At 33.9% G+C, this 21,150-nt stretch carries 21 protein-coding genes; 13 read left to right on the forward strand and 8 right to left on the reverse strand.

The window, feature by feature from the left end; translation table 11 throughout:
* From Q0Q96_RS09335 to Q0Q96_RS09375, 9 genes are all read left to right on the forward strand, one after another.
* The coding region (locus Q0Q96_RS09335) for a gliding motility protein RemB (RefSeq protein WP_293874136.1) at positions 1 to 1,832 on the forward strand (1,832 nt) is incomplete at its 5' end.
* Positions 1,833 to 1,967: 135 nt separating this feature from the next.
* Positions 1,968 to 2,870 (forward strand): heme o synthase, encoded by a 903-nt coding sequence (gene cyoE, locus Q0Q96_RS09340; RefSeq protein ID WP_293874139.1) that lies wholly within the window; start codon positions 1,968 to 1,970, stop codon positions 2,868 to 2,870.
* Positions 2,870 to 3,457, forward strand: coding sequence for a cytochrome c oxidase subunit 3 (locus tag Q0Q96_RS09345; protein ID WP_293874141.1), 588 nt, complete (start codon positions 2,870 to 2,872; stop codon positions 3,455 to 3,457). The genes cyoE and Q0Q96_RS09345 overlap by 1 nt, the downstream gene beginning before the upstream one ends.
* Before the next feature lie 43 nt (positions 3,458 to 3,500).
* Positions 3,501 to 4,532: a cytochrome c oxidase subunit 3 gene (locus Q0Q96_RS09350; RefSeq protein WP_293874143.1), complete on the forward strand. Its 1,032-nt coding sequence runs from the start codon at positions 3,501 to 3,503 to the stop codon at positions 4,530 to 4,532.
* A gap of 21 nt (positions 4,533 to 4,553) precedes the next feature.
* Entirely contained in the window at positions 4,554 to 4,910 is a 357-nt protein-coding gene (locus Q0Q96_RS09355; protein WP_293874145.1) for a cytochrome C oxidase subunit IV family protein, read from the forward strand.
* A 76-nt stretch (positions 4,911 to 4,986) separates the two neighbouring features.
* Entirely contained in the window at positions 4,987 to 5,646 is a 660-nt protein-coding gene (locus Q0Q96_RS09360; RefSeq protein ID WP_293874147.1) for a hypothetical protein, read from the forward strand.
* Positions 5,647 to 5,655: 9 nt separating this feature from the next.
* Entirely contained in the window at positions 5,656 to 6,339 is a 684-nt protein-coding gene (locus Q0Q96_RS09365; RefSeq protein ID WP_293874149.1) for an SCO family protein, read from the forward strand.
* Positions 6,332 to 6,925: a DUF420 domain-containing protein gene (locus Q0Q96_RS09370; RefSeq protein WP_293874153.1), complete on the forward strand. Its 594-nt coding sequence runs from the start codon at positions 6,332 to 6,334 to the stop codon at positions 6,923 to 6,925. The genes Q0Q96_RS09365 and Q0Q96_RS09370 overlap by 8 nt, the downstream gene beginning before the upstream one ends.
* 22 nt (positions 6,926 to 6,947) lie before the next feature.
* Positions 6,948 to 7,205 carry a hypothetical protein gene (locus tag Q0Q96_RS09375; protein WP_293874156.1) on the forward strand — a complete coding sequence of 86 codons (258 nt, stop codon included), beginning with the start codon at positions 6,948 to 6,950 and terminating at the stop codon, positions 7,203 to 7,205.
* Between the two features lie 13 nt (positions 7,206 to 7,218).
* Here the strand turns inward: Q0Q96_RS09375 and Q0Q96_RS09380 are convergent, their stop codons facing one another.
* Positions 7,219 to 8,613: a DUF4403 family protein gene (locus Q0Q96_RS09380; protein ID WP_366069199.1), complete on the reverse strand. Its 1,395-nt coding sequence runs from the start codon at positions 8,611 to 8,613 to the stop codon at positions 7,219 to 7,221.
* Between the two features lie 139 nt (positions 8,614 to 8,752).
* Between Q0Q96_RS09380 and Q0Q96_RS09385 the strand changes: the two genes are divergently transcribed.
* The 3 genes from Q0Q96_RS09385 to tsaB all read left to right on the forward strand — a co-directional run bounded on the left by Q0Q96_RS09385 (position 8,753) and on the right by tsaB (position 12,249).
* Positions 8,753 to 10,195: a TolC family protein gene (locus Q0Q96_RS09385; protein WP_293874159.1), complete on the forward strand. Its 1,443-nt coding sequence runs from the start codon at positions 8,753 to 8,755 to the stop codon at positions 10,193 to 10,195.
* Between the two features lie 3 nt (positions 10,196 to 10,198).
* Positions 10,199 to 11,506, forward strand: a complete 1,308-nt coding sequence (locus Q0Q96_RS09390; protein WP_293874162.1) for an efflux RND transporter periplasmic adaptor subunit — start codon at positions 10,199 to 10,201, stop codon at positions 11,504 to 11,506.
* Between the two features lie 74 nt (positions 11,507 to 11,580).
* Positions 11,581 to 12,249 carry a tRNA (adenosine(37)-N6)-threonylcarbamoyltransferase complex dimerization subunit type 1 TsaB gene (tsaB, locus tag Q0Q96_RS09395; RefSeq protein WP_293874165.1) on the forward strand — a complete coding sequence of 223 codons (669 nt, stop codon included), beginning with the start codon at positions 11,581 to 11,583 and terminating at the stop codon, positions 12,247 to 12,249.
* Positions 12,250 to 12,337: 88 nt separating this feature from the next.
* On the opposite strand, the gene Q0Q96_RS09400 is transcribed toward tsaB, so the two are convergent.
* From Q0Q96_RS09400 to Q0Q96_RS09430, 7 genes are all read right to left on the reverse strand, one after another.
* Positions 12,338 to 14,821, reverse strand: a complete 2,484-nt coding sequence (locus Q0Q96_RS09400; RefSeq protein ID WP_293874168.1) for a DUF5686 family protein — start codon at positions 14,819 to 14,821, stop codon at positions 12,338 to 12,340.
* 93 nt (positions 14,822 to 14,914) lie between these two features.
* A complete protein-coding gene (gene frr, locus Q0Q96_RS09405) occupies positions 14,915 to 15,475 on the reverse strand; it encodes a ribosome recycling factor (RefSeq protein ID WP_293874170.1) in 561 nt (186 codons plus the stop codon).
* Positions 15,476 to 15,547: 72 nt separating this feature from the next.
* Positions 15,548 to 16,255: a UMP kinase gene (gene pyrH / locus Q0Q96_RS09410; protein WP_293874172.1), complete on the reverse strand. Its 708-nt coding sequence runs from the start codon at positions 16,253 to 16,255 to the stop codon at positions 15,548 to 15,550.
* Between the two features lie 126 nt (positions 16,256 to 16,381).
* Positions 16,382 to 17,077 carry a tRNA pseudouridine(55) synthase TruB gene (truB, locus tag Q0Q96_RS09415; RefSeq protein ID WP_293874174.1) on the reverse strand — a complete coding sequence of 232 codons (696 nt, stop codon included), beginning with the start codon at positions 17,075 to 17,077 and terminating at the stop codon, positions 16,382 to 16,384.
* Positions 17,077 to 17,880 (reverse strand): undecaprenyl-diphosphate phosphatase, encoded by an 804-nt coding sequence (locus tag Q0Q96_RS09420; protein ID WP_293874176.1) that lies wholly within the window; start codon positions 17,878 to 17,880, stop codon positions 17,077 to 17,079. The genes truB and Q0Q96_RS09420 overlap by 1 nt, the downstream gene beginning before the upstream one ends.
* 2 nt (positions 17,881 to 17,882) lie before the next feature.
* Positions 17,883 to 18,122, reverse strand: coding sequence for a DUF3098 domain-containing protein (locus Q0Q96_RS09425; protein WP_293874178.1), 240 nt, complete (start codon positions 18,120 to 18,122; stop codon positions 17,883 to 17,885).
* Positions 18,123 to 18,173: 51 nt separating this feature from the next.
* A complete protein-coding gene (locus tag Q0Q96_RS09430; RefSeq protein WP_293874181.1) occupies positions 18,174 to 19,049 on the reverse strand; it encodes a permease-like cell division protein FtsX in 876 nt (291 codons plus the stop codon).
* 263 nt (positions 19,050 to 19,312) lie between these two features.
* Here Q0Q96_RS09430 and Q0Q96_RS09435 point away from each other — a divergent pair.
* On the forward strand, positions 19,313 to 21,150 hold a 1,838-nt coding region (locus Q0Q96_RS09435), incomplete at its 3' end, for a DUF559 domain-containing protein (protein ID WP_293874183.1).

Below are 21,150 nucleotides of genomic sequence, written 5' to 3' on the forward strand. Positions count from 1 at the left end.
CTTTAGTTGCAGAAAGCAAAAAAGTTTTTGAAAAACTTCCTAAAATAAAGCCTGCTACCTATAACGGAAATGCAACATATGCCAAATACACCATAAAAATTTCGATTCCTTTGCAAAGCGCCGCACAATTGCAAGAACAAAAAGAAGCAGAAGCATTAGCCGAAAAAAATTCGATAGTATATAAATCTAATACAAAGGAATTAAATGAATTGACTGATATGAAATTCAAAAAATTTGAAAATCCACAATTACAAAGCCACATTAACCTTCCGTTTTCACATAGTTATTATTCCCAATTTGATGATAAAATGAATCAAGTTGGCGCTAACAACCATACGGGTTCGAAGCCCTATTCCTATGCTGATGTTTCAAAATACTATGACCTGGAAGCTGAAAATAAAAAACTGGCAAAAAATACCAAAGAATGGTCTGGTAGAAAATTATGGAATGAAAATCTTGTCGAAATTCAAGGCGAAGATTATTGGTTCACGCTAAACCCTATTTTTGATTTTCAATATGGAAAAAGCAATCCAAGTGTTACCAAAAGCACTTTTATCAATACTAGAGGAATTCAGTTTAATGGAGGCTTGGGAAAAGAGTTAAATTTTACTACGACCATATATGAAAGTCAAGGAAGATTTGCAGATTATTTCAATCGCTACGCCGAATCTATAAAACCAGATGGTGGAAATCCTGCTATAATTCCGGGTATTGGAATTGCTAAAGATTTCAAAACAGATGCGTATGATTTCCCAATGGCAGAAGCAAACTTGTCTTACACGCCCAGTAAATTCATCAACTTAAACCTGGGTTACGGAAAGAACTTCATCGGCGACGGCTATCGTTCATTGCTCTTAAGCGATGGTGCAAGTCCGTACCCTTATCTAAAATTGAATACTACTTTTTGGAAAATAAAATACACCAATCTGTATACTTGGCTCAAGGACGTTCGTCCCGAAGTTACCGTTGATAGAACCTATGCCACCAAGTTTGCAGCAAGTCATTATTTGAGTTTGAATATTACTAATCGCTGGAATTTAGGACTATTTGAATCGGTGGTTTGGACCAACAAAAACAATCGTGGCTTTGACATGAGTTTTGTAAACCCTATTATTTTTTATCGCACTGTTGAATTTACTTCTTCGGCTAGAAGCGGAAATGCATTATTGGGCTTGACTTCCAAATATAAATGGAGTAATCAACTCAATTTTTACGGACAATTTTTATTAGATGAATTTTCGTTAAAGGATGTTAAAGAAGGTAAAAATAGTTGGAAAAATAAATTTGGATATCAAGTAGGTGCCAAATACTATAATGCATTCAACATCAAAAATTTATTATTGCAAGTAGAATATAATCAAGTACGACCATACGTGTACTCACACAGCGAAGCAATTACCAATTATGGTCATAGCAATCAAAGTTTGGGACATCAATGGGGAGGAAATTTAAAAGAATTTATTGCCATTGCGCGGTATCATAAAGGCAGGTATTTTGCAGATGCCAAAATTACTATGGGAGAACGCGGATTAGATTATAATAATGGTATCGATAACAATAATTATGGCAGTAATATTTATTTAAGTTATAATGATAATCGACCTTACGATACTGGCGTAGTCATTGGGCAAGGAAACAAAACCAGCATTTTTATTGCAGATGTGCAGGCAGGTTATTTAATCAACCCTGCGACAAACTTGAAACTTTATGGAAGTTTTATTTACCGCAATTTTAATCCAACTACTGAAACCGCTACAGCCTATAAAGAAAGCACTACTTGGGTTTCTATTGGATTACGATGTGATATTTTTAATTGGTATTTTGATTATTAGAATAAATTTTAATTTGATAAGTTACACTCAATTTTAAAGTGTCTTTTTACTATTGAAATTACCAAAATATACCTCTCTCTTTTTTTGTAAAATCGTTTTCTATAAAGTACCTTTGCGGCAGTTTTGATACTACTGATGAACGCTACTATTGCTCCACTTTCAATAAAGAAAATTGCCATTGATTTTAAAGAAATCACCAAAGCAGGTTTGGCGGTGAGTGTAGTGTTTTCCTCAATAGCTGGTTATCTTCTTGGGGTTCTTGATTTCCATGATTTAAAAATCTCCACCTTGTTAATGTTAGCTGTTGGTGGTTACTGTATGGTGGGAGCTTCGAATGCGTTTAATCAAGTCATTGAAAAGGATTTGGACGCTTTGATGGACAGAACTAAAAACCGTCCAGTAGCTTCTGGAAGAATGTCTTCAAATCATGCTTTGTTTATTGCAAGTTTGTTGACAATTATAGGTTTGATATTGTTGTATTTAATTAATCCAAAGTCGGCCATGTTTGGCGCGATTTCTATTTTTCTTTATACCAGTGTTTATACACCGCTAAAACAATACACGCCGCTTTCGGTTTTTGTGGGTGCTTTTCCGGGTGCAATACCGTTTATGTTAGGTTGGGTAGCGGCTACTAATAATTTTGGAATTGAAGCGGGAACCCTTTTTTTGATACAATTCTTTTGGCAGTTTCCTCATTTTTGGGCGATAGGTTGGTTCTTGTTTGAAGATTATGAAAAAGCAGGTTTTTTTATGCTACCTACGGGAAAAAAAGACACTTCGACAGCGTTACAAACCATTTTGTATTCCGTTTGGTTACTCGTAGCCTCAATGTTGCCTTGTTTAGGATATACTGGAAGATTATTTATTTCGCCAATAGCAGCGGTAATGGTATTTTTACTTGGTATTTGGATGATTTTTTATGCAGTCAAATTATATCAGCTAAGAACTTCTAAAGCTGCCAGAACATTGATGTTAGTTAGTGTTTCTTATATATCTTTGTTGCAATTAATATACATAACTGATAAATTTTTAAGATAATGGATATGACAATGAGTGTTCAAGAACACAAAGAAAGAACCGCAAGATCATACAAATTGCTCTTGTTATTTGCTATTGCAAGCATGACGATGATGTTTGCAGGGATTGTAAGTGCTTTTGTAGTCAGTAAATCAAGAGAGGATTGGTTAAAAGATTTTCATTTGCCAATCGCTTTTTATTTTAGCACTGCAATTATAATTTTGTGCAGTGTTACGTTTCTGTTGGCTAAAAAAGCAATTCAAAAAGACAACCGACAAGCTACCACAGTATTTCTTTTGCTGACATTCACTTTAGGAATGGGCTTTGTATTTTGTCAATTTACAGGTTTTGAACAGTTGATGAAAAGTGGTTATTTTTTTACGGGTCCAGAGAGTAATATTGCTACTACTTTTCTGTACGTAATTGCCTCCGTCCACTTGGTGCATCTTGCAGGAGGATTAATATCTTTATTAATCATAATTTATAATCATTTTAAACAAAAATACAATTCAACTCAAACACTTGGAATTGAACTAGGTGCAATGTATTGGCACTTTCTTGATTTATTATGGATTTGTTTGTTTTTATTATTATATTTCTTTAGATAAGAAAAAAAATCTAAATTTGGGAACTTTTTAACTTTTAACTTTTATGGGAGCTACAGTTACTACTGAAAATATTACTTCAACTACTTGGGGAGGCGGAAATGAGCCAATGGGAGGAAGTTACGGCAAATTGATGATGTGGTTTTTTATCGTATCGGATGCTTTAACATTCTCTGGTTTTCTTGCCGCTTATGGTTTTTCAAGATTCAAATTTATTGATAATTGGCCAATAGCCGATGAGGTGTTTACCCACTTTCCGTTTATGCATGGTGTAGAAGCACCTATGTATTACGTAGCTTTAATGACTTTTATTTTGATTTTCTCTTCGGTAACTATGGTTTTAGCAGTAGATGCCGGTCATCACATGAAACAAAAAAAGGTAGCTTTTTATATGCTATTGACTATAGTGGGAGGTTTAATTTTTGTGGGTTCACAAGCTTGGGAATGGAAAAATTTCATTCATGGTGAGTATGGTGCTGTCGAAACCAAAGGAGGAAGTATTATCCAGTTTGTGGATAAAGGGGGGAAAAGAGTTGCTCTAGAAAGTTTTGCAGTCAAACTACCGGGACAAAGAGAAGCCCTAACAAGAGGTAAAGGCAAATGGTTTATGGAAGACGAAGAAACAATTCCAACGTATTCAGTTGCCGAGGTTCAAGCGGGCTACAAAGCACATCCTGAACTGTTAATTAGAACTGAAAAAATATACAGAGAAACTGTAGAAGATAAAGCGAATCCAAAATTACAATCGGGTTTAAACCATAATAAACACAGAGAAATTTTAAACAGAACAGAGTCGGATATTTTGGTTGCGAATGCTTTTACGGTTGTCGAAGGCGCAAATTTGAAACACAACGAATACGGCAGTAAATTATTTGCCGATTTCTTCTTTTTTATCACAGGATTTCACGGTTTTCACGTTTTTTCAGGAGTTATCATCAACTTCATCATTTTCTTGAATGTTGTGTTAGGAACTTATGAAAAAAGAAGAACTTATGAAATGGTAGAAAAAGTGGGTCTATATTGGCACTTTGTGGATTTAGTATGGGTATTTGTATTTACATTCTTCTATTTAGTTTAATTTTTTAGAAAATTTTATATCATGTCACACACACACGAGCACGTATCGAATACAAAAAGAATTTGGATGGTTTTTGCACTTTTGTCTGTAGTAACCACAGTTGAGGTGTATTTAGGAATTACTAGACCAGCACCTTTATACCTGCATAATTTCATTGGTATGAATTTATTAAACTGGGTATTTATTATATTAACATTATTTAAAGCATATTATATTGTTTGGGCTTTCATGCACATGGAAGGCGAAAAAGGAACGTTGCGTTGGGCAGTTGTCGGCACTGTTATCTTCTTGGTATGCTTTCTTTTATTCATCCTTTTAGTAGAAGCAGATTACATATTTGAAATATTTAAAAATTCTACCATTAAATGGAATTTTTAACACTTTATTAATTCAAAAAACGTCCCGATAACCTCGGGATTTTTTTATTTTTGCATATCGCTTTGTCGCACTCAAAATGAAAAAAAACGTTGTCCTTTTTGTACTGTTTGTGCTGCCTATAGTTGCCTATCTTTTTTTTGCATCTGGTGTAAATAGTTTTATTTCTTTACCAACCATAACCAAAAAAATTCCAGAAATTAGTTCTTGGAAAACATTAGACAACAAACCAGTTGCTTTAACCAATAAAATAACTATTCTGGGGTTTATTGGCAGTGATGTAATGAAACACAAAGGAAACCTCTTCAATTTATATGAAATCATATTTGATAAATATAAAGAATTCAAAGATTTTCAAGTGGTAATGATACTTCCAGAGGGAACCCAAAATCAAGTTCAGGAAATGTTGAAATTAGACATAAAAAAATTGGGCACAAACAAAGGATGGAATTTTGTTTTTGCGTCGCCAAATGAAATTAGCACTTTTTACAACAGCTTAGGACTAGTTGGTAAATTAGACAAAACTTTAGCCACGCCAAATGTATTTATAGTGGATAAAAAGCGGAATTTGAGAGGACGAAAAGGACAAGATCAAAAAGGTACACCAGAGTATAAAGAAGGCTACAGCACGATTTATGTTTCTGATCTTTACAATAAGATGATGGATGATATGAAAATTATTATTTATGAATACCGTGCCGCGCTTAAAAAGAACCATAACGCTACGAGAGAAATTTAGAATTATTCTATGAAAAATAAGGGTTATATAGGATTATCTTTTATCATATTGGTATTTGGAATTATTTTTATACCAAGGATTGTCGAAAGAATAAAAAGCAACACTGTAGTGCAAGGAGATCGACTCGACGTTATTTCGAATCACAAGAATGGCGAAACTGGTCTGAAAAAAATTGGACCTGCGCCAAAATGGGAACTGATTGATCAAAACGCAGTTAAAATTTCCAACGAAAGTTATAAAGGCAAAGTCTATTTGGTCGAATTTTTCTTTTCGACTTGCCCTTCAATTTGTCCGATTATGAACAGAAATATGGTTGATATTCAAAATGTGTTTTTTGGGAATCCTAACTTTGGAATAGCTTCAATTTCAATAAATCCAGAACATGATACTTCCGAAGTTTTGAAAGAACATGCCATTAAATTGGGTGTAAAATCAACTAACTGGCATTTTTTAACTGGAGACAAAGACTATATTTTTAACATTGCCAACAAAGGATTTAATTTGTATGCAGGCGAAAATAAAAATGTCAAAGGCGGCTTTGAACATTCGGGACTCTTTGCTTTGATTGATAAAAAAGGAAATATAAGATGCCGAGAAGATGATTTTGGAAACCCCATTTTATATTACGACGGTTTAGAAAAAAAGGGAGTTAAAGCAATTACAGAAGATATTAAAAAATTACTAAATGAATAATACCAATAGTCAAGGGCTAGAAAAGAGTTTTAGAACCCCAATAATTGTAGTATCACTACTAATTCCTATTGCGGTTGCTATTTTATTTTCGGTTAAGTTAAAAGATTTTGGCATCGAAGTAGAACCACTCGCGTTTTTACCCCCAATTTATGCAGCTATTAATGGCTTAACTGCTCTGTTATTAGTCATGGGCGTTTTGGCTATTAAAAACGGAAACCGAAAAGTACACGAGCGATTCATGACCATGGCTATAGCTTGTTCGGTAGTTTTTTTGGTGATGTATATTGCCTATCATTTGACTGCAGATACTACCGTTTTTGGTGATGTTGATGGAAACAAAATCCTAGATGCCAAAGAAAAATTAAATGCAGGTTCATTACGTTATGTGTATTTATTCATTTTGCTATCTCATATTTTGTTGTCTATTGTCATTATTCCATTAGTGTTAATCACTTATGTAAGAGCTTTAGCAGCACGATTTGACAAGCATAAAAAAATTGCTAAAATCACATTTCCGTTGTGGTTGTATGTTGCGGTAACAGGTGTAGTTGTGTACTTAATGATTTCGCCTTTTTATGTTAATTAAAAAATCAAAAAGTAACCAGCAAGTGGCAAAAAGCACTATGGAAATTCCTTTCTTGCTTCTTTTTGCCTTCTTTTTTTCTATTACTACCAATGCGCAATGCGCGATGTGTCGTGCCGCTCTTGAAAGTGAAGGTAATAAAACCAAAGTAGAAGCAGTAAACAACGGTATCGTTTTTCTGATGGCAATTCCTTATCTTATTGTAATTGTACTGGGATTTGTGATTTATAAAATGTACTATAAAAAAGGGCAATCATCAAAACCCAAAACGCTTGTTCCTTAATATTTACTGGAAATCAATCCATTCCGTCAATCTTGACGCTCATTTTTCCGGTAGTTGTTATAAAGGCAATAATGGCTTTATCAGTTACTTCTACTTTTTCAAATTCAAAATCGTTCATCGTTCCGTTGACAAAAACACCTTTCATAGGAGAGAAATTATTCAAATAGGGCAACAAACTCTTCTTACCTTCCTCTAAATTTTCTTTTATAGAATAACGACAAGTTTCCTGAATTTTTCTCAAAATTATTCCTTGCAATAACCAATTAGCAGTTCTAGTCAACAATCCTTTACTGTTTAAAACGTAATCCATTTGGTCAAAATAAATTTCTTTGGTAACGGCATTATAATTGGGTATACCCGAAAGATAAATGGTTCCATTGATACTACCAGTCATGTCAAGTGCAATAATAATCTTGCTGTCTTTTTGCCAAATTGCTACATTTTGAATTATAATTTCTCTTGTTCCAGAGGCAAATTTTTTCCCGTTAAAATTACTAGAAATAATCTTCGAAGCACTTTCAAAAGTTGAGATTGCCGCAACATTCACGGTGAGTTTTTCGGGAACTTTTGTCACTGCTTTAAACTGAATGACACTTCTATCAAAGCTACTTTTGGGTTTTAAACCCACCATGGTTTGCATATTACATTTCAATCCTAGATCCATGTTGATTTGATTCTTATTTAAGAAAGCATCGGTAACATAAACCTCAATAGGAATTAGTTTGAACCACGTTTGGTACTGCGCGCTGGTTAAAAATGGGACACTCATTTTTTCTAAAACATCCAAAACATAAGGTTTAAAATCACAAGAATTCTCAATGGCTTCATCAATTTTTTTAGCAATTTTTGACTTAAAAACAGCAAGTGTCGGATTGATGATATACGTTATAGGAATATTTTTTCCGGCAACAAGTATTGAAGGACTTTCTGACCACTGAAAATTGTCAATTACTGAAGTTGTTGACATTTTCCAATTAGATAATTTTATACCACTTGTCATTGTGATTGTTCCGTTAATATTGATTTCTCTGGTATCATTCAATCCCATAAAATCAGATCCATATTTGAATTTTGACCAAATTTTTAAAGACAATACCGTTTGGATTTTACCATCTTTTTCGATTAATCGAATGGGTGCAGTTTTGGAAATTTTCATTGCGGTTTTGTCATCTTCCATATTGGAATCGTTGTAAATTTCGCCATTTAAAGTCTTGTTTAATTGGTTTTCTATTTCTTTCAAAGTAATTTGTAATGGCATGTTTACGAAGGATGTTTTGGTATTGTAAACCATTGGCACATTATCAGTTGGAAGTGGTTTAAGAGCTTCAATTTTTTGAGTAGTCGAGCAACCTGTACATAAAAACGAAAGCAAAACAAGAGACAACAATAATTTTATGGAGGACATCATTTTGGTATATTTTTTCACAAAAATAAAAGTAAAAAATATAAAATGGTGTAACATTATCAAAAAAGGAATGTCTAAAGGTGTAGTTTATAAAATTATATCTTTGTTAGTATAAAAAAGTGAGGTTTGAAACCTGTTTGTTATGAAAATTATAATACAAAAAATTCTATACACCTCTTTATTCATTACAGGATGCATTTGCCAGGCTCAAGTCAAGCAAATGACATTACAAGAATGTGTTGCTTTTGCATTGAAAAAAAATATTTCAATCCAACAATCTGAATTAGATTTAAAAGCATCCGCAATCGATAAGAAACTTGCTATTGGCAGTTATTTGCCAAGCCTCAATGCTGGGGCTTCGCATTCCTACAACATTGGTTTAAACCAAAATATTACAACTGGTCTTTTAGAAAATCAAACGATTCAATATACTTCTGCAAGTTTAAATTCTAGTATTGACATCTTCAAAGGATTACAAAATTACAACCGTTTGCAAAAAGCAAAGCTTTCTCAAATGGCATCACAATATCAATTAACCAAAATGCAAGAAGATATAGCATTGTATGTTGCTAATGCTTATCTAGACATTCTTTTCAATAAAGAGAATTTGAAAGTACAACAGTCACAATTAGCTACTGCTGAAAAACAATTGGATCGTTCAAAGGAATTGGTAGAAGCTGGTTCAGTGCCAAAAGGTGATTTGCTGGATATGAAAGCAACGCTCGCCGCTGACAAACAAAAAGTAGTAGTTGCCGAAAACACTTTACTTATTGCACGATTAAGTTTAGCGCAGCTGTTAGTTTTAGATGATTTTGAGAATTTTGACGTTGCCGATGTTACTCTAGAAGTTACGCCTAGTGCGGTAATGTTGGAAACACCTCAAGCAATAGTAGATAAGGCAAATCAGGTAAGGGTAGAAATCAAAATTGCTCAAGCCAATATAGCTATTGCAGAACGAAATGTGAAAATCGCTGTAGGAGCATTGATGCCTAGTTTGACTGGCTTTTACAGTTTTAGTACCAGAGCAAGTTATTCGGACAGAGTTTCTGGATTTATTCCCAACAGCAGCAATCCAACCTCTATAATAGGACAGGTTGAAACAACGGGACAAAATGTTTTGCAACCCAATTTTTTACCCGTTTTTAGTAAAGCAGCTCCAGTTTTTGATCAGTTCAGCAATAACAAAGGACATAATTTTGGTTTAGATTTAAGAATTCCCATCTTTAATGGATTTTCGGCAAGAGGTAATGTAGAAAGAAGTAAAGTAAATTACGAAAAATCAAAAAATGCTTTTGACCAGGCCAAATTGGATTTAAAAACCAATGTTTACAAAGCCATTACCGATGCCAAAGGTGCTTTGAAAACCTATGAATCTTCAACCGCCACTTTAGAAGCAAGACAAGAAGCTTTTAATTATGCCAAAGAAAAGTACGCAGTGGGCATTATGAATGCTTTCGATTTCAATCAGTCGCAAACGCTTTATTCGACGGCACAATCCGATGCTATTCGTGCAAAATACGATTACATTTTTAAAATGAAAGTTGTAGAACTTTATTTTGGAATCCCAATCATTCAAAAACAATAAATCATGTCAAAAAAGAAAATTTATATCCTAGTTGGAGTGGTATTTGCGCTGATAATTGCACTTGTTTTTTTGAAATCAAGAGGTATTATTGGAGGTAATGATGATGCCAAACAAGTTGAAACAGCCAAAGCGGATGAAGTTACTATCGTAGAAACCGTATCAGCAACAGGAAAAATCCAGCCAGAAATTGAAGTAAAAATATCTTCGCAGGTTTCGGGCGAAATTATAGCTTTGTCCGTCAAAGAGGGACAGGTTGTGAAGAAAGGAGATCTTTTGGTAAAAATAAATCCCGATTTATATACTTCGGGATTAAAACGGTCTGTTTCTAATCTTTCGGGAACCAAAGCAGGTTTGAACCAAGCGGATGCGTCTTTCAAAGAAGCCAAAGCCAATTACGATCGAAACAAGACTTTGTTTGACAAAGGAATTATTTCCAAATCAGATTGGGATAAAGCCATCGCCTCTTTTGAAGTTGCTAAAGCCAGTAAAGAATCAGCGTATTACAATGTGCAAAGTGCTTCGGCAACGGTAAAAGAATCTACAGATAATTTGGGAAGAACTACTATTTATTCTCCAGCTGATGGTACTATATCCAAGTTGAGTGTGGAACTAGGAGAACGAATTTTAGGAACGCAACAAATGACGGGAACAGAATTAATGCGAGTTGCCAATTTGAATAATATGGAAGTTGAAGTGGATGTAAATGAAAACGATATTGTAAAAATACACATTGGCGACAGCACCAAAATACAAGTGGATGCTTATTTAAAAAAAGATTTTAAAGGAATTGTAACTAGCATTTCTAACTCGGCAAGCACCACTACAACTGCAGATCAGGTAACCAATTTCAAGGTAAAAGTTAGAATTCTTAAAGAATCCTACCAAGACTTGTTAGAAGGTAAACCACAAACCTATTCGCCATTCAGACCCGGAATGACTGCAACAGTAGACATTGTTACTAACCGTAAACAAAAAGTTATGGCGGTACCAATAAGTGCTGTCGTGATAAAATCTGATACTGCTGCCACTAACAAAATTGAAGTTAAAGACGATGGTGCCGATAAAAAAGTGGTCTCCAAAAATGATAAGAAATTTGAATGTGTATTTGTGAAAGTAGGCATTAAAGCCAAAATCAAAATTGTCAAAACAGGAATACAGGACGACACTAATATTGAAGTTATTTCGGGTTTAAAAAAAGGAGATATTGTCATTATTGGCCCTTACACCACGGTTACCAAAGATTTAAATTCGGGAGACAAAGTGACTACAAAAAAAGAGGATTCCGAAAATAAAATTGAAAAAACGAAATAGTTTTAGATTTATGAAATACATTTCATTAAAACTAATTAGTAAACTTGCAGTCTGAAACCAGCAACTTATTACAAATGTACATCCTCAATATAGAAACAGCCACCAAAAATTGCTCGGTATCTTTGGCAAAAAATGGAGAAACTATTTTATATAAAGAATTAGCATCGCAAGGCTATTCTCATGCTGAAAAATTGCACGTTTTTATCGAAGAAATTCTAAATGAAACTAGTGTTGGTTTTGATGATTTAAATGCCATTGCAGTCAGTAAAGGCCCAGGTTCTTACACCGGTTTGCGCATTGGCGTTTCTGCAGCCAAAGGATTGTGTTATGCGCTCGATATTCCATTAATTTCTGTTGATACATTGCAGGTTTTGGCAAAACAAGCTTTGAGTGTAATTGATTATGATGGCGGCTATATTATTCCAATGATTGATGCGAGAAGAATGGAAGTTTATAGTGCTGTTTACGATGGAACTCTAGACAGGATAACAGAAGTTAAAGCCGAAATTTTAACCGAAAACAGTTATGTTGAATGTTCAGAACCTTTATATTTAGTAGGTGACTGTCAGGAAAAATGTAAAACGGTTTTAACCAAAAACAATTTCCATTTTATTACCGAAATAGTTTTTCCATCTGCCAATGAAATGAGTGCTTTGAGTTATGAAAAATTTACTCAAAACAACTTTGAAGATGTTGCATATTTTGAGCCGTTTTATTTGAAAGATTTTTTATTAGTGAAGTAACCACGATTCGTTTATAAATACACTGTTTAATAAAACTTTGTTAATTTGTAAATGGTAATTAACCGTCTAAAAAGCACCTAATGCTCGATCAAAATCCAAAATCAAATATAAAGCTAAATTTAACAGTAAGGTTGTCCTCCAAACGAGGCAGTTGGTTTGGGCCGTATCTGTAAAAACCTGTCAATCCAAAACCTTTGTATATCTGATTCATTTCGATTCCCGATTCAAAAAAACCTCGTTCTAATGTTTTGTAGTCAATACCAACGTGTCGCTCCGGATGTTGCATAGTTCCCCATGCCATGCGAGTTACTAAAACTAATGTTGGCTTCACTTTACTAAATAATTCCACTCTTTTAAAACCATGTTTCAGTTGAAACATCACATACTCGCTCGAAAAAAATTCGTTGAAATACATAGTCTCAAAACTATTTTTGCCAGCAATGGTTATTCGTTGTAAAAGTTTGTCGATGTTCAAATTATTAGGCGATGTATTATACAAATGTGTCAATGGAAGCGCACCATAAGCATAACCAGCCTGAACTAAAAATGCAGATTTCTGACCGTTCAAATATTTTTTTTCATATTCAATTCGGGCATCTATTTTACCAAAATCAAAATCGTTGTTACCAAAATTAGACAATGATTTTGTAAACTGCAGTGCAAACTTTGGATACCGTTTTTCGTATTCAATTTTACCATTTTGCGTTTGCATAAAATCGCTAAAAGGATTCCATTGCAAACATAACATCGTGGTGGTCATGTTAAAACTGGTATATAAATTCCCGTTATAATTAAACGCGTAATTAAACAACGGATTAATAAAACTTTGAGAAAACTGCCAAATAGTATCCGTTTTTGGAATAATTTTGGTTTCAATATATCCGCGCCAGGTTTTGAAATTAAAGAAAGTGCTGATATTTATGGGTCGAGAATCGTAAATTTTAAAAACTCTTTTGTCAGTAGCAAAAATAGTACTCGCTACCTCCCGAATATCATCCGTGTAAGAGCCACCAATCCAGGTGTTAGAATAATTCCCAACTCGAACTCCTGTTCCTAAATTATACTTAATATTTTCATCTTTCAAACCATAAGCAGTGTAGCCTTCAATCCTTACTTTTTTGGATAGGTTTTCATTAGTTATACCGCCAATTCCGGGACGAAATCCTTCAAAATTATTATAACTTAAAAGATACCGCAAATCAAAATCAAAAGGACCAAAAGGAACGTAACCATTAATTACTCTGCGCCCGAATATGATTTTTTTTTCTATTTTTTTCTTGGTGATAATGCTGTCTAAAACAGTGTAGGTTCTTTCACTTCGGCGGTCTAAACTATCCACTCGATTTTGATTCCAAAATACATCATCTCTATTATTAGCATTATCTTGAACTTCTATTTTTACTGAAGAGGTATTGATTTTCAAATTCGGATTTATTTTCAAATCAAAAACATGAATTTCTGATGAAATATAGGTATAATCTGAAGCAGTTTTTTTTGAGTTAGTTTCCTCATTTTCGGCAGCAAACTCAATTCGTCCGCCCAAAATTTTGGTAGGGACTTTACTTTTTCCTTTCACTAATTTAAAATTATTTCGCATGGGAAACCACAGTTTTTCTTCGGGTAAATAAGTAAATTCATGAATTCCTTTAATGTCCAAAATGCCTCGAATGCGCATCACCGCTTTTGCAATAGCATAATTTTCAGTATCAATATAAAGCAAACCTTCTAATCCATTTGAACTTTTGTTTTTAAAATACAATACAACTACCTCTCGATGATCAACAAAAGTAGAATCAAGTATTTTAAACTTATATTCGTTAAACGCACTTCTGGAAATAGGGCTTTTGTATTTCGTTTCAAACAACTCATATCTTTCATCATAAATAGATAATGACTGCAAGTTGAAACCTAAAAACTCATAGATAGGTTCTTTAAACCCCGCCATTTTGGTGCCTAAAATAGTTTCTTTTAATAATGGCTTTTCAAATTGAAATAGCGACACCTTTTCAGTCAGAAACAAATGTTGTTTATCAATAATTTTTTTAAACTTATAATCAGACGAATCAATTTTGGATAAGATTACCTTATTGGCAGCATTTACAAAAAGGGTGTCAATTTTGCCAATAATAGAGTCAGGATTGGCCGTTATTAGTATTTTATTATACGATTTGAATTGAAAAGTCCGAAACTTTTTTTGAGGATTATTGTTTTGTTTTTTTAAAATTACTTTGGCAATAATGGCATTTGCTAAAGTTGTATTTGAAATGGCAACTTCTTCTAAAGCAACTGTTTTAGGCAAAAGATAAATAGTAAAAAAAGATTTTGTCTCTAATGTTGTAATGGTTTTGGGTTCATAACCTATATACGAAATTGTTAAAATTTCTGATTGTGAATTTGTTATGAAATTAAATTTACCATCAGCTTCGGCAATTGTCGAAAATCCATGTGTGTCAGTTATTGACGCAAACGGAAGCACTTTTTTGGTATTGGTATCTTTTATAATACCACTAATTTGAAATTGCGCTTGAAGTGACAAGGAACAAAAGAAAAATAAAATCGCTGCTAGTTTCATGAAAGGCAATTCAAGAATAGATAACAAAAATAGCAATAAAAAATCCGTCTTATAATTTTTAAATAAGACGGACTTAATTGGGAATTAATCTAGTTATACTTTCATAATTTCGGCTTCTTTAAGCATCAAATGTTCTTCTATCTTTTTAATAAAACTATCCGTTAGCTTTTGAACATCGTCTTCGGCAGTTTTGCAGATGTCTTCAGAAGTCCCTTCTTTTTCAAGCTTTTTAATGTCAGTATTGGCATCTTTACGAGCGTTTCTTATACCAATTTTTGCGTCTTCCGCTTCCGCTTTAGCTTGTTTTACTAAATCGCGTCTTCGTTCTTCGGTTAAGGCTGGAACATTTATGATAATATTTTCTCCATTATTCATTGGATTAAAACCAAGATTGGCAATCATGATAGCCTTTTCTATAGTATGCAACATGTTTTTTTCGTAGGGCTGGATTGTTATAGTTCGCGCATCGGGAACATTTACATTTGAAACTTGAGAAAGCGGCGTTTGCGAACCATAGTAATCAACAAAAACACTTCCGAGCATTTGTGGGGAAGCTTTCCCGGCTCTGATATTTAAAAATTCTTTTTCTAAATGTGCAATCGAACCAAGCATCGATTCTTTTGTACTGTCTAAAATAAATTCAATCTCTTCCATTTTTTTTAGTTTATAAGTTTTTTAGGAATTCGTTTAAGAGTACAACCTCATAAACTTTTTACCGTATAAACTTTATATCTTTACTACAGTTCCTATGTTTTCCCCGTTACAAATTTTTAATAGATTTCCTTTTTTATTCATATCAAAAACAACAATGGGCAACGCATTTTCTTGGCTTAAAGTAAACGCTGTCGAATCCATAACATTCAAACCTTTTTTAATAACATCGTCAAAGCTAATCGCGTCATATTTTACTGCATTGCTGTTTTTTTCAGGATCACAATCATAAATTCCATCAACGCGTGTTCCTTTTAAAATAACATCGGCATGTACTTCAACCCCGCGCAAAACAGCAGCAGTATCAGTTGTAAAATAAGGATTTCCTGTGCCTGCACCAAAAATAACAATTCTTCCTTTTTCAAGATGGCGAACGGCTCTTCTTTTGATATAAGGTTCAGCGATAGCCTCTATTTTCAAAGCTGTTTGCAAACGAGTTAGCATTCCTTTGTCTTCTAAAGCACCTTGTAATGCCATGCCATTAATCACCGTGGCCAACATTCCCATATAATCGCCTTGCACTCTGTCCATTCCATTACTAGCACCTGCAACTCCTCTAAAAATATTTCCACCGCCAATAACAATGGCTATTTCTACGCCTTGATCATGAATTTCTTTGATTTCGTCTGCATATTCAGCAAGTCGTTTAGGGTCAATTCCGTACTGTCTTTCACCCATTAGCGCTTCGCCACTTAATTTTAGTAGAATTCTTTTGTATTTCATGACTTTTTTTATGGGTTACAAATTATTTAATGCTGTCACTTTTGTTCGAGGCATTATTTTTTTTATGATGCAAATATAAACATATTCTGTTTTTAATATAATTTCAAAAAAGAGAAAGTAATCATTTTAGTTTTCGAAATAAAATTTCTCAAATACTTCTGGGGAAATTGCATCAACAACATCATAATCGCCAATTTTTGTTCTTCGTAAATCCGACAAATACGCTCCCGAATTTAATGCTTTTCCAAAATCAAAAGCCAGTGAACGAATATAAGTGCCTTTACTACAAACGACTCTAAAATCAATTTCGGGTAAAGCGATTCGGGTGATTTCAAATTCGTGAATTGTAGTTTTTCGGAAAGCAATTTCAACTTCCTCTCCGGCTCGAGCATGCTCATACAAACGGACTCCGTCTTTTTTTATAGCAGAAAAAACGGGAGGTTTTTGATCAATTTCGCCAATAAATTGTTTTGTAGTAGTAAGAATTAAGGATTCAGTAAGATGGTTGGTTGGAAAAGTTGCATCAACTTCGGTTTCTAAATCGTAGGAAGGTGTTGTAGTTCCAATGGTAAAAGTCCCGGTATATTCTTTGGCTTGACTTTGAATTTCAGTAATTTTTTTGGTGAATTTTCCAGTACAAACAATGAGTAAACCTGTTGCCAATGGGTCTAAAGTTCCAGCATGACCAATTTTAAATTTTTTTGGAAGATTGTATTTTCTTTTTAAAGTGTATTTCAATTTGTTAACCGCTTGAAACGAGGACCATGTTAACGGTTTGTCTATCAGTAGTATTTGACCGTCTAAATAATTTTCGGCTGTCATTAAAAAACAAACAAAGGATGAAAATAATTAACAACTACAATGGTTACTCCCAGTACAATTCTATAATATCCAAATAATTTGAATCCGTTTTTAGTCAAAAAGTTGATGAAAAATTTGATTGAAGCATAAGCAACAACGAAAGCTATGATATTTCCGACCGCTAAAATTCTAAAATTATTAGTGCTTAAAACTTCTGGAGAATCTTTGTAAACATCATAAATACTTTTTATTGTTGCAGCCATCATTGTAGGTACAGCAAGGAAGAAAGAAAATTCGGCTGCCATTTTTCTTGTCAAGCCTTGTTGCATTCCGCCAATAATTGTCGCAGCGCTTCGGCTTAAACCCGGAAAAATAACGGCTAGTGTTTGGTAGAAACCTATGGTCAATGCCTTTTTATTACTAATTTCATTTTCGTCAACAATGGTTGGTTTTTTGAACCATTGATCAACAAATAATAAAATAATCCCTCCAACAACCATAATAATCGCTATAAAGATGGGAGTTTCTAACATGGCTTCAATATGTTTTTTGAAAAAGCCACCTATAATTAGTGCAGGAATAACAGCAATGATTAATTTGATGTAAAACTGAATTCTTGTAAAATCAAAAAACTTTCTCCAATAAATTACCACCACCGAGAGAATAGCAGCTAATTGAATTACAATCTCAAATAGTTTGGTAAAATCATCTTTAGCAATTCCCATCAAAGAGGAAGCAATCACCATATGACCAGTAGAAGAAATTGGCAAAAATTCTGTGATTCCCTCAATAATTGCTAAAATAACAGCTTGAAAATAATCCATTATTATGATTTATTTTTTTTAAATATTGAAAAAATAATAATGCCAAACCCAATCAAAACAATGGTTGGTGCCAAACGGATTCTCCTAAAACTAAAAATATCTTCGCTAAAAACTTTTGGGTTATCACTACCGCCACCACTCATCAAGATAAACCCAAGGGCAATCACCACAATGCCAATCAATAATATTTTATAATTCACTTTATCAAAAAGAAAATCGGGTTTTTGCTCGTTGTTTTTCATTTATGCTGAATTTATTTCAGCATCGCTGCTGAAGATTTGTTTTTTTTACTACTAATAAAGATCATCAGTTCTCAAATTCAAAAAGCGTTGCGTAGCAAAATAAGTGCTGATAAAAGTTATTACAACTCCCAAAACCAAAACACCTAATAACACCGTCCCAATAGCCAGTTTGTTTTCGATAATTCCTAAATTTGGAAAACTCGTTTGAAGATATATCAAAACTCCAAGCAATGCTACAATTGCCAATACTGCACCTATCAATCCTAAAATCACACTTCTTTGTATAAACGGTTTTCTGATAAACGATTTGGTTGCCCCAACCATTTGCATTGTTTTAATGATAAATCGGTTGGCATATATAGACAATCGCAACGAACTATTAATCAATAATACCGAAACAAAGGCAAACAAACCACTGATAATCAATATCCACATACTGATGTTTTTGATATTGTCGTTTACTAAAGTCACCAGTTGTTTGTCATAAACAATGTCGGCAATCATATCGTTTTGGCGCAAGCGACTCTGAATTTTAGCAATTTCTGGATTAGTGACAAAATCAGCTTTCAGATGAATGTCAAACGAATTTTGCAACGGATTCACGCCCAAAAATTGCATAAAATCCTCTCCAATTATTTTTTTATGTTGCTCTGCTGCTTTTTCTTTCGAAACATATGCAAAAGATTTAGCAAATTTCGCGGTTTTCAGCTCGCTGTTGAAAGCATTGGTCACCGAGTCTGTCGCTTCGGTTTTAAAAAAAACAGTCATCACAATTTCTTCCTTGAAATTGTCAGACAATAGTTTGGAATTAATAACAAAAAGACCCAATATCCCCAACAAAAACAAAACTAGAAAAATACTCAACACTACCGAAAAATAAGATGTAATCACTCTACGTTTTTGAAACTTTTCAAATGAGTCTGACATAAATTGAAATTTGATGTGGTAAAAATAATAAAGAAAATTGTTTTTACCCTTTATAACCCACAAACTTTTAACTTTATTATAATAAACGTAAATTTGTAGCTCAAATTTTTTTTGAAGCAAATGGTTAGCGCAATTCAGGCCACCATTTTCCCGCTTTCCGCAGTATCTTTTTGTCACGTCAATCGCAGTCGAGACGCTTTGTTTTAAAAAGGATACTTGCTTCAATCGGGGCTAAAAAGTAAATGAATTGATAATAGTACAGCATGAAATACCATCACGAAAAAATCGAAGCCAAGTGGCAAAAATATTGGGCAGTAAACCACACCTTCAAAGCCCAGCAACCATCAACTGGAAACTATCAACCAAAATATTATGTCCTCGACATGTTCCCATATCCATCTGGAGCAGGTTTACACGTTGGTCATCCGCTAGGTTATATCGCTTCCGATATTGTTGCCAGATACAAACGTCACAAAGGTTTTAATGTGTTGCATCCGCAAGGTTACGATTCGTTTGGTTTGCCAGCCGAACAATATGCAATTCAAACGGGTCAACATCCTGAAAAAACCACGCGCGAAAATATAGCACGTTATCGTGAACAGTTGGATAGAATCGGATTTTCATTTGATTGGAGTAGAGAAGTACGCACTTCAAATGCCGATTATTACAAACATACACAATGGATTTTTATACAATTATTCAATTCGTGGTATAACAAAAAAACTGATCAAGCCGAAGACATTTCAACGTTGATAACCATTTTTGAAATGGCGGGAAACGCAACAGTTCAAGCCGTTTGTGACGACTCTATTGAAATATTTTTTCCGTCAGATTGGAGTTTTTATTCTGATGAGAAAAAACAACAAATCTTATTAAAATACCGATTAACCTATTTAGCAGAAACCGAAGTAAATTGGTGTGCTGCATTAGGAACAGTTTTGGCAAACGATGAAATTGTAAACGGAGTTTCGGAACGTGGTGGTCATCCTGTGATTCGAAAAAAAATGACACAATGGTCAATGCGAATTTCTGCTTATGCCGAAAGATTATTGCAAGGTTTAGATACCATAGATTGGAGCGAATCGATAAAAGAATCGCAACGAAATTGGATTGGAAAATCAGTTGGCTCTTCGGTTAAGTTTAATGTCATCCCCTGCGCAGTCGAGGGAGAGGGAGCTAAAACTTCTATAAAATCGAATCCAAAATATTTAACAGGTGATGCTTCAATAGCAAAAAATTTACTTATTTATGCTAAAGAAATGCGAAAAGAACCAACACTTTCGGAAGCTATTCTTTGGGATAATTTACGTAGAGAAAAATTAGATGTTCGTTTTAGAAGACAACATTTAATTGGAAAATATATAGTTGATTTTGTTTGTTTAGAAAAAAGATTGATTGTTGAGGTAGATGGAGAATATCATAACACTAAAGAACAGATTGAACTTGATAATGAAAGAACTTTAGAATTAGAACAAAAACATAATTTTAAAGTAATTCGTTTTTCAAATGATGAGGTAAACAAACAAATATCAGAAGTTCTAACTAAAATAGAATCTGAATTAAAATCTATAGAATCTTTTCCAGCTTCGGCTCCCTCCTCTTTGGGGAGGGTTGGGGAGGGGATATTTATAGAAGTCTTCACAACAAGACCAGACACCATTTTCGGAGTAACATTCATGACTTTGGCACCAGAACACGAATTGGTTTCACAAATCACAACACCAGAACAAAAAGTTGCCGTTGATTCTTATGTTGAAGCCACTGCAAAACGTTCCGAAAGAGAAAGAATGGCCGATGTAAAAACTATTTCAGGAGTTTTCACTGGTGCGTTTGCCGAACATCCGTTTACCAAAGAACCCATCCCGGTTTGGATTGGCGATTACGTTTTGGCAGGTTACGGAACTGGCGCAGTTATGGCAGTTCCATGTGGAGACGAACGAGATTATGCTTTCGCAAATTTCTTTAAAGGTCAACTTGGAATGCCTGAAATTAAAAATATATTCCGTCTTATCTCCCCTCCTTTGGAGGGGTTGGGGGAGGAAAAAGCATTTAGTAGTAAAGAAGGTTTTGAATTAGTAAATTCTGATTTTTTAAACGGATT

Origin of the sequence: Flavobacterium sp. (assembly GCF_025352015.1) — a bacterium.
Taxonomy (GTDB): domain Bacteria; phylum Bacteroidota; class Bacteroidia; order Flavobacteriales; family Flavobacteriaceae; genus Flavobacterium.